A 13,886-nucleotide genomic window follows, 5' to 3' on the forward strand; every position below is an offset into this window, starting at 1 on the left:
TGGGCTGGTGTGTCGGGCTTGCGGCCCGCATAGAATGGACATCCGGGGGGACAACGATGGATTTCGGATTTTTGACCATGCCTGCGTTGGCCCTGTCGGCCGTTTTGGGCTATTCGGTGTTCTTCGATTCCAGCGTTGTGCTGTTTCGCGACGTGCATGTGCCCAACGCGGTGGCGGATGACGGGTTCACGCCCCGTGTCGTCGCCTCGCGGTTGGCGAACGAGGTGCGGGCGATCAACCGGGCTGCCCGCACGGCCAAAGAGCAGCAGCGTTTCGGCCTGATCGACGATGACGCGGCGGTGAAGGTTGTGTCCGAACGGTTCGAGTTCCTGCATCCGCTGAAGGCGACGCAGGAGGCTTTGGGCTTCGCCGCCTATGATTTCAGCGGCGAGATGGTGAAGCTGGAGCGGGATTACGAATTCATCGTTCGTGGCGACGACCGCAAGCAGGGCCGCAGCATCACCGCCTCGGCGCGCGGCCCGCGACCGGAGGAGTTGATCCGCCCTGTGGCGATCGATCTGGTGCGCGCCATCGACCCATATGTCGTCGCGTCGTATTACTTCGAAACGACTCGGGATTCGGGGGGGAAGGATTACAGCGTTGCCCTGCGTGAGCTGCGCAATTGCCTGATCACCATGCCCAGGGAGGAGCGCCATTGGGCTGTCAATCTGCAAGGGCAGGTGCTGTTGCAGCAGGGGCGTTTCGATGATGCGATGATGAGGTTCAACGAGGCGCGCGCGCTGAAGCCGGACTTCGTCCTGCCAATCTACAACCAGGGGCTTGTGTTCGCCGCCAAGGGCAAGCATGAGGAGGCGATGGCCCGCTACAAGGAGGTTCTGACCTTGGACGCGGATCGGCGGTCGCGCTTCCCCCACACCTACACGCAGTGGGGGGTATCGCTGGCCGCCACCGGTCGCCCGGAAGAGGCGTTGACCATGTTCCAGCGGGCTGAGCAGGCCGATCCCAGCTATCCCGATCTCTACAACGCCTGGGGGCGTTTCCTGCGCGACCAGAACAAGATCGTTGAAGCGCGCGAGATGTTCCAGAAGGCCGTCGACCGTGCGCCGGAACGCGTTGAGTTCCGTGACAACCTGAAAGCCGCGATGACCGCACCGGCCCGTTGAGGCGGTTCGATTGGGTGGTGGGCGACAACACAAACACGCCACCGGTGTCCGGTTGGCGGCGTGCTTGTGTTGGGGCCGTCAATGTGCGCGGGACGTTACGGCGGCGGGCTGAGCACCTGCGACTGGCCGGTGATCCGTCGTTTGACGTGTGCCCAGCACACCCCGACGCTGAGAAGCGTGGCGAACCACACCAACAGAAAATAGCTGGACCAGAAGGGCGCGCTTGGGTCCAGCAACCCGACCTGACGCAGGGCGAGGTAGCCCGACAGCGTCAGCGCCGACATGATGACGAGACGAAACACCCGCAAGGCCAACCACATCACCCGCAAAAACAGGATGTAGCACCCGAGAAGAAAGGCACCGGCCAGGACCTTGGCCGACGTGAGGGAACCATCGTTGGTGAACAGCCAGTCGAGGTAGGAATAGCCAAGCGGATTCCAGGTCGCAAAGACCAGCAGGAAACAACAGAGGATCCGGGAGAATAGACCGGGAAACTTCATGCCGAACCGGCTCCCCAAGAAGGGTGGATGGCGAGCGGGGTGCTCATGGAGCGGCTATGTTTTCCGAATCCATCTGCCCGCTCAGGCGGTAACGGATGTGCGACCAGCAAAATCCGGTTCCCAGCAGCATCGTCAAGGCAACCTGTATGGTCAGGATGAATTGCGTGCGGTCATGCAGATCGACGATGCCAAGATCGGACGCCAGCCACACGCCGGACAGCACAATGATGGTCAGCATCGACGTGCCGACCAGGCGCATCGAGCGCCACATTGCGTTCACCTGGAGATAGAGAATGACGGTCAGGATCAGTCCAACGAACAGTTTCACCGCCCAATTGCCTCCATCCTGCTGAATCCAATGGTAATAGGAATAGCCCGACGGGTTGAAACCGCCAAAAATGACGAACATCGCGATCAACAGGCGAGCGGTGTAACCAAGGATCGACAGCATGGCCTGGAATCGGATGCGGTTGTGTGTGTGAATTCATTCTACGCCCGGGCCGGTGCGCCCGTCCATGATGGCATGCTTGGGGATGGCACGCTTTGGGCGCTTGTGTCGGGGCCGCACCCCGCTTTCGTCGGGTCGAGCTTGCGGTTACAGTGAGGTGGTGATGTCAGCGCAACAGGTTGTCGGCTGACGGGATCCGTGGGCGTGCGCTCCTGCGACAGGGGGCGGGAGAAAGGGGCGCGGGACGATGACGATGGTTCGTGTGTTGGCGCTGTCGCTTCCGTTGTTGTGCGTCGCGCTGACCGGTCGGTCGGCGCAGGCGCTGGATCTGAGCGCCTACGATCCATGGGAAACCTACAACCGGGCCATGTTTGCCTTCAACAACAGCGTCAGTTCCAACGCCCTGGAACCGCTGCGCCAGGCCTATGCCAGCCGTTTGTCCAACAGCACGCGGGCGGGAATCGCCAACGTCTTCGCCAACCTGCGCGAACCCTGGACCGCGATCAGCAGCGGTTTGCGCGCCGACTTCTCCAACGCGGGCGCATCGGTGGGACGTTTCCTCATCAACAGCACGGCGGGGATTGGCGGCTGGTACGACGTGGCGGCGAACCGCTACGGCCTGACCAGCCAACAGGATGATCTGGGTCTGGTCCTGTGTCATTGGGGTGTCGGGGCCGGTCCCTATCTGGTGTTGCCCTTTCTGGGGCCAACCAACGGACGCGATTTTGTCGGGCGCACGGTGACGACGATGGGCACCTATTCGGCGTTGGGGTTGCAGGGGTATATGACCTACCGCAGCAGCGACGGTCTGGTGCGTTATCTGGAGGATGGGTTCATCGAGCCGTTTGTCCGCGATCCGCAGGTGGACGCCTATGCGGTGGAACGCGGTGTCTACAGCCGGATTCGCGACGCCCAATGCGCCGGAGCATCAACCGTCGGTGCGCCTTATGGTGGCGATCAGCAATGAGGTGATCGCGTTCTGGCCGTTTGGTGTCTCTGTCTTGTAACCAATTGCCAAAACTTGGTTTCAGGGTTTTCACGTACCGACAACGGCCTTCCTTGCGCTGCAAAATTAAGGCATCCTGTCCTTATGGACTTGTATGGTCCTCTGCGTTCAAAAAACAATTCAAGATTGCCGCAGTCGTGTGGCGTGCGTCAGGGGAGGCTTCCGCGCGATGCGGCGTAATCTTGCGGTCTTGTTCAGCACTGTTGCGGTGACGGCTTTGGCCTTTGGCCATTCGGCGGATGCATCCTGGTTGTCGCGTTCAACCACGGACGATGCGGATATGACCGTGATGTCCGGTGGCCGTTCCGTGCCGCCGCCGCCGGAACCGGGTGTGATCGACAGCGCGCACAAGGCGGCGGTCAGCGTGGTCGATGGCGGCGTCGGCCTGGCTTCGGCCGGGGCGTCTGCGGTGATGAGCGTGACCGGAATGCTGGCGACTCCGTTCAAGGCGGTGGGGGCCTCGGCCCAGGCGGCGGGCCAGATGGTCAGCCAATTCGCGTGGGAGGTCGCCTACGTCTTTGGTGCCAATGGCACCCCGGTCAACAGCTTCCGCACCAGCGAACCGGAGTTGGTCGGCTTGAGCGATCCGGTTCAGGACGCCCGACGTTCGCAGGATCCGCCCAAGAACCAGAACAAGGACGCGACGAAGGAGGCGGCCAAACCGGCGGAGGTCGTGGCGGGATCCGCGCCTGTGACGGCTGCGCTCCCGGTGCCGGTCGTTCCGCCGACCATTGTTCCGCCCCCCACGGTTCCGCCCGCCGCCGCCGCCCCGGTGGCCAAACCGACCCCGACCGTTGCCGGGGTGGAAACGACCCCAGAGCCGCTTGATCCGAAGCTGTTCACCGATTTCGTGTTCGACAAGGCGCGCCGCCGCCCGGACGGCTCCTTCTTCGTGCCGAAGCCATTGCAGCGCCTGTTCGACATGCGCACGCAGAAGGTGGAGATGACCAAGACGGCGCTGTCGGTCCAGTTGCCGGGACGGATCATTCCCGATCCCAACGCGCATGGCGATGTCGAAACCAGCCTGACCGGGCGGATCGAGGCTCCCAAGACCGGGTTGCCTGTGCTGGGCGACACCGTCAAGCAGGGGCAGGTGTTGGGGTATGTCACGCCATCGGTCGGTGTGGTGGACCGCACGCAGGTGCGGCGCGAGGTGGCCCGCATCACCAACGAAATCCGCATCACGGCGGAAAGCCTGGAACTGATGAAGCAGTTCTGGTTCGTTCCGTTCCGCGACGGCAAGATCATCCAATCGGAAATGCGCCTGGAAGGGTTGCGGCGCGAGCGGTCGGCCCTGTTGCCGATGCTGCAAACGCAAGAGGTGTTGCGCGCCTCCACCGATGGGGTGATTTCGGTGTCGAACGCGATCAACGGGCGCATCGTCCACCCCGGCGAAAAAATCTTCGAGATCGTCAACCCGAACCGTTTGTGGGTGGAGGCCATCGCCGCCGATCCCGATGTGGCGAAAACCGCCGCCGCCGTCGACGCCGCCGTGGCGATGACGCCGGAAGGCCAGACGCTCGACGTCGGCTTTGTCGGCAGCGGGTTGGCCCTGCAACAGCAGGCGGTTCCCCTGATGTTCCGCATCGACAACCCGATTCCAGGCCTGCGCGTCGGGCGCCCGGTGACGGTCGCCATCCGCAGCCAGCACACCTCGCGCGCGGGCATCGCGGTGCCGCGTGACGCGGTCGTCACCGGGGCCAGCGGCCTCGATCAGGTGTGGGAGCACATCGGGCCTGAGGTCTTCGTGCCGCGCACGGTGAAGACGGAACCGATTGACGGGCGCAGCGTGCTGATCACTGCCGGGTTGAACCCCGGCGCGCAGATCGTCACGCAAGGCACCCGTCTGCTGGTGCAATTGCAATGACCACCAACACAGGGAGGACGAACGCCATGGCCAATCCGCGCATCGTTTCCGGCGGCACCGTCTCCGCGCTTCGCGCGTTTGGGCTGGTCGCTGTGATGGCATCCCTGTTGGCCAACCCAGCGACCGGGAACGCGGCCGCCGCCAGCGACGAGGACCGGGAATCGCCACGCGTGGCGGCGTCGGTTGGGCCGGTTGGTGTTGTGGTGGTCGCCGCCAACCGCAAGGTCTACGCTTTCCTGGATCGCTTGAGCGACAACGCGCCGGTGGCGGGCGGGACCGTGACGGTCAAAGCGGGCAAGCATGAGCTGACGCTGAAGGAGAGCGCTCCGGGCGTTTACCGCGCTGGCCCGTTCGAGCCGTCGGTGGGGAGCATCCCCTTGACGGTGTCGATCAACACCGCGTTGGCCAGCGGCCAGATGGTGGCTGATCTGGTGGTGGCTCCGAACACCCCAGCCCAGACGGTTGAAAGCCGTCTGAGGTCGCTGTGGTATGGGTTGGGGCTGGTTGCCGTCGCCGGTCTGGGCGTCCTCGCCTGGCGCAGCCGTCGCCGTCCCTTGCCGCCGTTGGCGGGCACCCCCGGAACCGCCTGACGGAACAGAAGAATGTTTCAAGCGCTCGTTGGGATCTGTCTGCACCAACGCATTCCGGTCATGATTCTGACGCTTTTGTTGAGCGTCTGGGGGGTGATGGTCGGTCGCGACATGCCGATTTCCCTGTTGCCGGAACTGCACCCGCCGGTCGTCACCGTGGTGACGGAGGCGGGCGGTCTGGCCCCGGAGGAGGTGGAGCAACTCGTCACCTTCCCCCTGGAAACCGTGCTGAACGGCATGCCCGGCGTGTCGCGGGTGCGCAGCGTCTCCAGCCCCGGCTTTTCGCTGATCTACGCCGAATTCCAATGGGGAACCGACCCCTATCGCAACCGCCAGATCGTGACCGAGCGCATCGGCATGGTGCGTGACCGTCTGCCGGATTCGGTGCTGCCGCAATTGGCCCCGATGTCGTCGGTGGGTGGCCTCATCATGCAGGTGGCGTTGACCACCGACACCGGCGACATGATGGCGCTGCGTGAGCTGGCCGACTGGACCATCCGCCCGCGCCTGATGGCGGTCGATGGGGTGTCGCAGGTCTACACCGTCGGCGGCGACGTGCGCCAATTCCGCTTCACCCCCAATCTGGGGCAGATGCGCACGCTGGACATCAGTTTGGCGAAGATCGAACAGGCGCTGACCGCCTTCGGGGCCAACAGCAGCGGCGGTTTCAACGATCTGCACAATTCCGAATTCATCATCCGCAACGTCAGCCGCAGCCGCAGCCTGGACGACATCCGCAATCTGGTCGTCACCTACCGCGAAGACAAGCCGGTGGTGTTGAGCCAGTTGGGCGAGGTCGGTTTTGCCCCGAAGGTGAAGCGCGGCGATGGTGCGTTCAACGCGCGCCCGGCGGTGCTGCTGTCGGTGTTGAAGCATCCCAACGCCAACACCGTGCGCACGGCGGCGGCGGTTGAGGATCTGATGAAGACGCTGGGGCCGAGCCTGCCGCGCGGCGTCCACGCCGATCACATTTCCTACAGCCAGGCCGAACTCATCAACGACTCCATCGACACCGTGAAGCATGTGCTGCGCGACGCCATCATCATTGTTGTGATCGTGCTGCTGGCCTTCCTGATGAACGTGCAGACCACGGTCATCGCGATGCTGTCGATCCCGATTTCGCTGCTGGTGACGATCATCACCTTCTATCTGATGGGATCGACGATCAACACGATGACGCTGGGCGGCATCGCCATCGGCATTGGCCAGTTGGTCGATGACTCGGTGGTGAACGTCGAAAACATCCTGCGCCGTCTGACCGAGAACCGTGAGCGCCGCTTGCCGCGCCCGGTGCTGACGGTGATCGCGGAGGCGTCGGGCGAGGTGCGCTCCGGCATCGTCTACGCCACCATGATCATCCTTCTGGTGTTCATGCCGCTGTTCTTCATGCCGGGTGAGCAGGGCCGTCTGTTCGGGCCGCTGGGTCTGGCCTACATCGTGTCGATCTTCGCCAGTCTGGTGGTGTCGATGACGGTGACGCCGGTGCTGTGCTCCTACTTCCTGCCCAACATGAAGGAGCTGGGGGCGTCCTATCACAGCAAGCCGGTGATGATGCTGAAGGCGGCCAACCTGAAGGCGTTGAACTGGGCGCTGGATCATCAGAAAAGCCTGTTGCTGGCCGCCGCCGGTCTGGTGACGTTGGCGGCGATGACGATGCCGTTCCTGCCGCGCTCCTTCCTGCCGCCCTTCAACGAGGGCACGCTGTATGTGCAGTTGATGAACAAGCCGGGCATTTCGCTGACCGATTCCGTGCGCATCGGCCAGATGGCGGAGCAGTTGATCCTGCAAGTGCCGGAGGTGCTGACCATCTCCCGCCGCACCGGCCGCAACGAGAACGACGAGGACGCCGATCCGGTCAGCTCCAGCGAATTTCCGATCCGCATCGCGCTCGACAAGCGCAGCCGGGCGGAGGTGATCGAGGATCTGCGTCATCGCCTGTCGGTGCTGCCGGTCGATCTGACGGTGACGCAGTTCCTCACCTCGCGCATGCAGGTGGCGCAGAACGGCGTCCGTGGGGCCATCGTGCTGAAGATCTACGGCGACGATCTGGGGACCCTGCGCGTGCTGGCGGAAAGCTTCCAACAGCGCTTTTCCGAAATCCCCGGCCTGCTCGACCTGCTGGTCGAACAGCAGGTTCGGGTTCCGCAGATCCGGATCACCATGGATTACGCCCGCGCCAAGCTGTTCGGCGTGACCCCGGCGGCGATGACGCAGGCGTTGGAAAGCCTGTCGAACGGCCGCGTGGTCTCACAGGTGATCGACGACGGCAAGCGGTTCGACGTGCTGCTGAAGCTGTCGGACGCCGACCGTTCGACCGAGGCGCTGGCGCAGTTGCGGATGGAAACCCCGGCGGGCTATGTGCCGCTGTCCTCCATCGCCGCCGTTGTCAACACCGACGGCCCCAACCAGATCATGCGCGAAAACGGCCTGCGACGCATCGCGGTGACGGCGAACACCGATGGTTCCGACCTGTCGGCCATTGTCGCCAAGATGCGGGCGGTGATCGCCTCCACCCAACTGCCGCAGGGCTACAGCACCAATCTGGAGGGCAATTTCCGCCAGGAGGAGGACAGCCGGGGCGTGATGGCCGCGTTGGCCGCGCTGTCCGCCGCGCTGGTCTTCCTGGTGCTGTACCAGCGCTACCGTTCGGCGGTGCTGACCATCATCATCATGGGCAACATCCCGTTGGCCTTGATCGGCAGCGTCGGCGCGCTGTGGCTGTTCGGCGAGGATCTGAGTTTGGCGGCGATGATCGGCTTCATCGCGGTGGCGGGCATTGCCGTGCGCAACGGTGTGCTCAAAATCAGCCACTTCATCAATCTCGCTTTGCACGACGAGGTGCCGGTCGGGCGTGAACTGGTGATCCGGGGTTGCGATGAACGGCTGATGCCGGTGATGATGACCGCGTTGTCCGCCGGTTTGGCGCTGATCCCGTTGCTGATCGTGTCCGACGCGCCGGGCGGTGAGATCCTTCACCCGGTGGCGCTGGTCATCTTCGGCGGCCTCATCAGTTCCACCATGCTGGACACGCTGACGACGCCGGTGCTGTTCCATCGCTTTGGCCATCCGTCGCTGGAGCGGCTGCTCAGCCAGACCGGCGATCTTGCCGTTCAAACCTATTGACCCGGATAGGATACCGTTTCATGGAGCCATTCTCTCTCACCACGGCGGTCGTTGCCGCGTCATTGCTGGGCACAGTGGTGATTGACGTTGGCATGAACACCTTGCAGAACTGGTATGACACCTTTTACGCCGACGCCCTGTGGAGCAGCCGCCCGATCAACGGCGAATTGGATCGTCAGTTGAAACGGGAAGAGGCGCAGATCGACGCGCTGATGCGTGAAGAAAATTTCGTGAGTGAGGATTCGGACGCCCAATGAGCCGACCGCCGCCCTTTTCCCGCGCTTGCCAAGTCGCGGTCGTCGCCCTGTTGCTTGGCCTGCCGGTTGCGGGTGTTCCCGGTGACGCTCTGGCGCAGACGGCCCGTCCGGCCCCCACCGTTGCCACACCGGCCAGCGATGGTGTGCGTTTGGAGCCGTTGAGCGGCTCCTATGTGGCGGTCGCCCGGATCAATCTGCGCCAGTTGCCCAGCCAGCAGGGGACGCGGATCGGCCAGATCGATTCCGGGGCCAAGGTGACGGTTACGGGCAAGGTGGTGGATTCACCCTGGTACGCGGTGACGCGGGAGGATGGGCGGCGCGGGTATGTCTTCGCCGATCTGTTGCGCCCGGAGGAGCCTCCGGCCACGTCGGCGGTCGCTACACCCGCCACGCCAGCCGCTGATCCCGCTCCGATCACGCCGCCCCCTGTGGTGGCCGCACCGGAACCGGCTCCGGTGGCCCCCGTTGCTCCGCCTCCGACCGTGGTCGCGCCCGCTCCGGCACCCGATCCGGTCGTGACCGCCCTGACGGAGCGGTTGAACAGCATGGACGCCGCGCTGGCCGACATCCGCAAGTCGCTTGATTCCGGCACGGCGGTCAAGGGGCTTGAGGAGCGGCAGCAGGCGTTGGAAAGCGCGATTGCGGCGTTGCGGAACGACGTGACCGGCCTGCGCAGCGCGGCCAATGACGGGGACAGGCCCGGTGGCTTTCTCGACCGGCTGATGGGGCTGCAGGAGCAGATTTCCGCCCAGATCGCCGAACAGCGGGCGGACTTGAAGGGCCTGTCCAAGCGTCTGGACGAGGCTGAAGCGTGGCTGAAGCCAGTGAAGGAGTGGGCGGAAAAGACCGCCACCGACCTGCGTCCGCCGATGGGGTGGATGGAGTGGCTGATGTCGGGGCCATGGGCGGCGTGGTTGTGGTTGACGTCCGGTTGGTGGTGGCAAACTCCGGCTCAACCGGAGCCACCGGTGTCGCCCTTGCGCCTGCCCGATCCGCCGCCACCGGGGCGATCCACCATCATGGGGTGATGGGATCGATAAGATCGGGGTTCATCATCATCCCATATGGGAACCGGCAAGGACCGGAATGACAAGAGGCGGACGACAGCATCGTTCGCCTCTTCGCGCTTGGATAGGATGGGCTGTGCCGAATCGGTCAGGCGACCTCCATGGTCGGCGACCTGAATCTGGGTGTCAGAGCGCCTTGCGCGCGTGCAAGGTGGCGCGGCGCACGATGGCGCGCGCTTCGACCTTCACATTGCCTTCACCGAACAGCTTCAGGAACACCACGTTCAGCGACGCGCTGCCGCTGACGGTCAAGGTTCCGGCTTCCACATCGTCCGCGATGGTGAGGGGGGATGCCTGCGCGCCCAGGAAGCCGTTCGGAAACGCCTTGTCGAAAAAGCTGCGGATGTGTCCATCGCGCTGGGTGTCGAACATGACCCTTCCACCAGCCAGGGCCGCCGCATCGACCGCCTGCGCCAAACGCGCACGCACGGCATAGCCGCGCAGCGTGTCGATGGTGCAACCCACCCCGATCACCATCGGCACCATCAGCACCAGCATCAACGCCAGTGCGACACGCCGCCCTGTCCGCCGACCCTCATACCCACCATAGGGCAGGGGACGATAGACCAAGGTCATGCCGGCCTCCGATAAGAAACAGGGGGAAAGTGGGGAGTGATCGTGTGATGTGTCATGTTCTTAACATGGGTTTCCGAACACGGGAACATGGATTTTCGGGAAAATTTCCAGCCTTTAATCGCAACGAATTGTGTCGCATTTTAGGCTTCGCGTCGCCCATTTCCGACAATACGGTCCGTGCTGGTCAGCGGTTGGGCACGGAGCATCGATCTATGTCCTTTGTCTTATCAGACCGTGATGGGGTTCAACAGCACCGACGCTCGTCCGGATCTTCGCCGCTGCGGTCGCGTTGTGCAACAGTCTGCCCTATGGTCAGTGCGACGGCTTAAGCATGGCAAGGGAGCAGCCCGATGCAGGGCGGTGCGTGGCGGGGGGCGGTGATGGGGTTGGCGGTCGCCACAGCGGCGCTGACCTTTCTGGCGGTTGAGCGAGCCACCGCGAACGCCGACAACCCAACCGCCTATGCGGTGGACATGACGGTGATCGGGCTGGGGCTGCTGGCCTTGTGGGTGGCCTTTTCCCGCATCACCCGCCATGCCCGCGATCTGGGGCGGTTGCGCGATGCCTTGGCCGGAGGGCGGATTCGGGGAAGCGATGCGGCGTGGCTGAACGACCGGAGGGATGAGATCGGGCAGATCGCCCATTTGATCGGTTCCGCCGGGCCGCGCCCGGAGTGGGGAGCGCCCGCCCGGTCGGACAAAAGCCTGTCAGCGGTTCTGACCATGACCGACGAGCCGTTTCTGATTCTGGGGGAGACTGGGCGGATTGAGCAACTCAACCCCGCCGCCGCCCGGCTGCTGGATGGGGTGGTCGCGGTCGGTGACGATTCCGGACAAGCCCTGTCCGCTGCCGACTTGAGCCGCGCCGTTGAGCGCGCGCGGGGGGCTGGGGAGGCCGTAACCGCCGTTCTGCGCCGCGCGGATGGTGTGGAGTTGTCCGCGCGGGTCGCGGATTTGGGCCTGAACGGTGGCATGGTCATCACCTTTCCCCAACGGGGACAGGGGGGTGCGTTGGGGGTGGCGGCGCGGCGGGCGGTTCCCTTGCGCGCAGCGGGGCATCCGTTGCCGCTGGGGAATGATGAGCCGCTTGCCGCCACTCCCCTTGTCTCGCTCTGGGTGGCGACCGCCGGATCATGCCCGGGCGAGGGGGCGGTGATCGCGGTCGGGACCATGCGGCTCGTCGGTGCCCGCGTGTTCCGCACGGTGTCGCTGTCGGTGCTGATCGATCCGGCGGACACCATCAGTCCGGAGGCCACCGCTCGCCACGGCATCGACATCATCCAGGTGGCGGGGCAGCGTCCGTTTGCCGCCGCTTGGCCGACGCTGGTTGAGGCGCTTCACCATTGCGTGGTTGTCGGTGTCGGCGTCGACGCGGCGTTGGCCGCCTTGACTCGCGCCTGCGCGCAATCCGGTCTGCCGCCGCTGTCGCTGCCCAGCCTGGATGTGGGACGGATCGCCAGCGTCCTGAATCCGTCCATGGCAAGAGCGTCCTTGCCGGACATCGCCGCCGCTTTTGGCATCCACAGTGACGGGGATGAGCGGGACGGTGCGTTTGCCGCCGTTCGGCTGCAAGCGGAGTTGACCGCCGCGCTCCTTCCGCGCTTGGCCGATCAGGGAGTGATCACGCTTCGGCAAGCGCGGGATCTGATAGGCGGGGTTGCCGACACAGACGGAGATTCCAGCGCTTCCGCCTGACCTCCGGTGGCGACCCTATCAGGGGTAAAGGCAACTGGTGGGGTGCGCTGCGTCTGTCTATTTTGTCAGCATGATGATGGCAAGACGAGCAGAAAGCTCCGTTCAACGCCAACGGATGGTGGGTGGCATCATGATGCGCGCGGGTTTGGCGGCGGTGGGTTTTGCGTTGGGCGCGTCCAGCCCGGCGTTCGCTGCGGACGCGGTGACGCTTCATTACTACGAGCGCCCCCCCTACATGACGTCAACCGAGAATGGCGGGGTGAGGGGCATGACGGCAAAGGCCGCCGAAGCGGCTTTTGAGAAGGCTGGCGTTCCGTTTGTCTGGGCGTTGACACCGGCGCAGCGTCAGCTTGACACGATTCGTCGGAACCAGGGACGGGATTGCGGGGTCGGTTGGTTCAAGAACCCGGAACGGGCGGCGTTTGGCCTGTTCACCCAACCGATCCATCAGGATCGTCCCCCGGTGGCGATTCTGCGTCGCTCGCTTGCCCTGCCGCCGGATGGATCGCTGCGCTCATTGTTGATGAACGGAAAACCTCGGGTTCTGATCAAAGTCGGGTTGACCTACGGCGCGTACATCAAAACGCTGGTCGGCAAATACGGCGACCATCTGACTCTCGTCTCGGTCGAGCCGACGCAGATGTTGATGATGGTGGCGGGCGACCGGGCCGATCTGATGTTCGCCGCGCAGGAAGAGGCCGATCTGATGTTGGAGCGGCATCGGGAGGTTGGCAAATCGGTGCGTGTCGTCGCCTTCCCCGATGTTCCGGCGGGCGAGTTGCGCCACATCCTGTGCAGCCGTCAGGTGGGGCAGGAGGTCATCGACGCGCTGAACGCGGCCATTTCACCGCGCTGACCGAACCGACGGTCAGACGCTGGCGGCGATGCCGGTGGCGGCCATGCCCAAGGCCCACAGACCAAAGGCGGCCAGCGCGACACCGGTGCAATGGTTCAGCATCACCAGCCCCCGGTCGGAAATCCGATGGCGGACGGCGGCCACCCCCATCGACAGCGTGAACCACCACAGCGAGGCACCCAGGAAAACACCCAGAACCAGGGTGGAGGCCTCCACCCGGTCCAGCGTTCCGCCCAAACCGAAACCGGCGAAGATGGCGATGAAGGCCATGATCGTGGCCGGGTTGGTCAAGGTCAGCGACAGGCCGGTCATGAAGCCGCCGATCCAGGTCTTGCTGTCGGGCGCGCAGGCGGCCTCGCGCTCCTCCGCGTCGGGGCGCTGAGAAAAGGTGCGGATGGCGACCACCAGCAGGAAGACGCCACCGACCAACTGGAACGCGATTTCATGGCCGCGCAGGAAACTCAACGCGTTCGAAACGCCGAAGGCGGCGATACCGCCGTATATGGTGTCGGCGATGGCGGCCCCGAATCCGGTGAAAAACCCCATCAGCGGGCCGTGTTGAAGGGTGCGGCGGATGCACAGCAGGCCAATCGGACCGACGGGCGCGGCGATGGCAAAGCCCAGAACGATCCCCTGCAACAGCACCCACAAGCCTTGCACCCGAGTCCCGCCCCCGTTCCAGAGATCGCGCGGTCGGGCGACATGTGGACGCACCAACCATCGGCGCGGTGATAAACGGACCAGCGCCATCCGTCAACCGGGGCCGGTCCCGATTCAA

At 64.4% G+C, this 13,886-nt stretch carries 13 protein-coding genes; 9 read left to right on the plus strand and 4 right to left on the minus strand.

Going from position 1 to position 13,886, the window contains the following annotated elements:
- The first annotated feature begins 77 nt into the window (after nt 1–77).
- Nucleotides 78–1,124: a tetratricopeptide repeat protein gene (locus EJ903_RS08795; RefSeq protein WP_158627903.1), complete on the plus strand. Its 1,047-nt coding sequence runs from the start codon at nt 78–80 to the stop codon at nt 1,122–1,124.
- A gap of 95 nt (nt 1,125–1,219) precedes the next feature.
- On the opposite strand, the gene EJ903_RS08800 is transcribed toward EJ903_RS08795, so the two are convergent.
- Both EJ903_RS08800 and EJ903_RS08805 read right to left on the minus strand, forming a co-directional pair.
- The gene (locus EJ903_RS08800; RefSeq protein WP_126614217.1) at nt 1,220–1,624 is read right to left on the minus strand and encodes a DUF6524 family protein; all 405 of its coding nucleotides are present in this window, start codon (nt 1,622–1,624) and stop codon (nt 1,220–1,222) included.
- A gap of 43 nt (nt 1,625–1,667) precedes the next feature.
- On the minus strand, nt 1,668–2,075 hold the full coding sequence (locus EJ903_RS08805) for a DUF6524 family protein (protein ID WP_126614219.1): 408 nt from the start codon (nt 2,073–2,075) through the stop codon (nt 1,668–1,670).
- A 244-nt stretch (nt 2,076–2,319) separates the two neighbouring features.
- Between EJ903_RS08805 and EJ903_RS08810 the strand changes: the two genes are divergently transcribed.
- From EJ903_RS08810 to EJ903_RS08835, 6 genes are all read left to right on the plus strand, one after another.
- The gene (locus tag EJ903_RS08810; RefSeq protein ID WP_126614221.1) at nt 2,320–3,039 is read left to right on the plus strand and encodes an MlaA family lipoprotein; all 720 of its coding nucleotides are present in this window, start codon (nt 2,320–2,322) and stop codon (nt 3,037–3,039) included.
- 319 nt (nt 3,040–3,358) lie between these two features.
- The gene (locus EJ903_RS08815; RefSeq protein WP_158627904.1) at nt 3,359–4,945 is read left to right on the plus strand and encodes an efflux RND transporter periplasmic adaptor subunit; all 1,587 of its coding nucleotides are present in this window, start codon (nt 3,359–3,361) and stop codon (nt 4,943–4,945) included.
- A 26-nt stretch (nt 4,946–4,971) separates the two neighbouring features.
- Nucleotides 4,972–5,535, plus strand: coding sequence for a hypothetical protein (locus tag EJ903_RS08820; protein ID WP_126614225.1), 564 nt, complete (start codon nt 4,972–4,974; stop codon nt 5,533–5,535).
- Nucleotides 5,536–5,547: 12 nt separating this feature from the next.
- Nucleotides 5,548–8,658: an efflux RND transporter permease subunit gene (locus EJ903_RS08825; RefSeq protein ID WP_126614227.1), complete on the plus strand. Its 3,111-nt coding sequence runs from the start codon at nt 5,548–5,550 to the stop codon at nt 8,656–8,658.
- Nucleotides 8,659–8,678: 20 nt separating this feature from the next.
- A complete protein-coding gene (locus EJ903_RS08830; protein WP_126614229.1) occupies nt 8,679–8,915 on the plus strand; it encodes a hypothetical protein in 237 nt (78 codons plus the stop codon).
- Nucleotides 8,912–9,943 (plus strand): SH3 domain-containing protein, encoded by a 1,032-nt coding sequence (locus tag EJ903_RS08835; RefSeq protein WP_126614231.1) that lies wholly within the window; start codon nt 8,912–8,914, stop codon nt 9,941–9,943. The genes EJ903_RS08830 and EJ903_RS08835 overlap by 4 nt, the downstream gene beginning before the upstream one ends.
- A 165-nt stretch (nt 9,944–10,108) precedes the next feature.
- On the opposite strand, the gene EJ903_RS08840 is transcribed toward EJ903_RS08835, so the two are convergent.
- Nucleotides 10,109–10,558, minus strand: coding sequence for a pilus assembly protein TadG-related protein (locus EJ903_RS08840; RefSeq protein WP_126614233.1), 450 nt, complete (start codon nt 10,556–10,558; stop codon nt 10,109–10,111).
- A gap of 350 nt (nt 10,559–10,908) precedes the next feature.
- Here EJ903_RS08840 and EJ903_RS08845 point away from each other — a divergent pair, with 350 nt between their 5' ends.
- Both EJ903_RS08845 and EJ903_RS08850 read left to right on the plus strand, forming a co-directional pair.
- A complete protein-coding gene (locus tag EJ903_RS08845; RefSeq protein ID WP_126614235.1) occupies nt 10,909–12,252 on the plus strand; it encodes a 3'-5' exonuclease family protein in 1,344 nt (447 codons plus the stop codon).
- A gap of 130 nt (nt 12,253–12,382) precedes the next feature.
- A complete protein-coding gene (locus tag EJ903_RS08850; RefSeq protein WP_158627905.1) occupies nt 12,383–13,108 on the plus strand; it encodes a transporter substrate-binding domain-containing protein in 726 nt (241 codons plus the stop codon).
- A 12-nt stretch (nt 13,109–13,120) separates the two neighbouring features.
- Here EJ903_RS08850 and EJ903_RS08855 read toward each other — a convergent pair whose 3' ends face one another.
- Nucleotides 13,121–13,768, minus strand: a complete 648-nt coding sequence (locus tag EJ903_RS08855) for a LysE family translocator (protein ID WP_126614239.1) — start codon at nt 13,766–13,768, stop codon at nt 13,121–13,123.
- Nucleotides 13,769–13,886: the final 118 nt, after the last annotated feature.

It is taken from the genome of Azospirillum griseum, assembly GCF_003966125.1.
Lineage (GTDB): Bacteria > Pseudomonadota > Alphaproteobacteria > Azospirillales > Azospirillaceae > Azospirillum > Azospirillum griseum.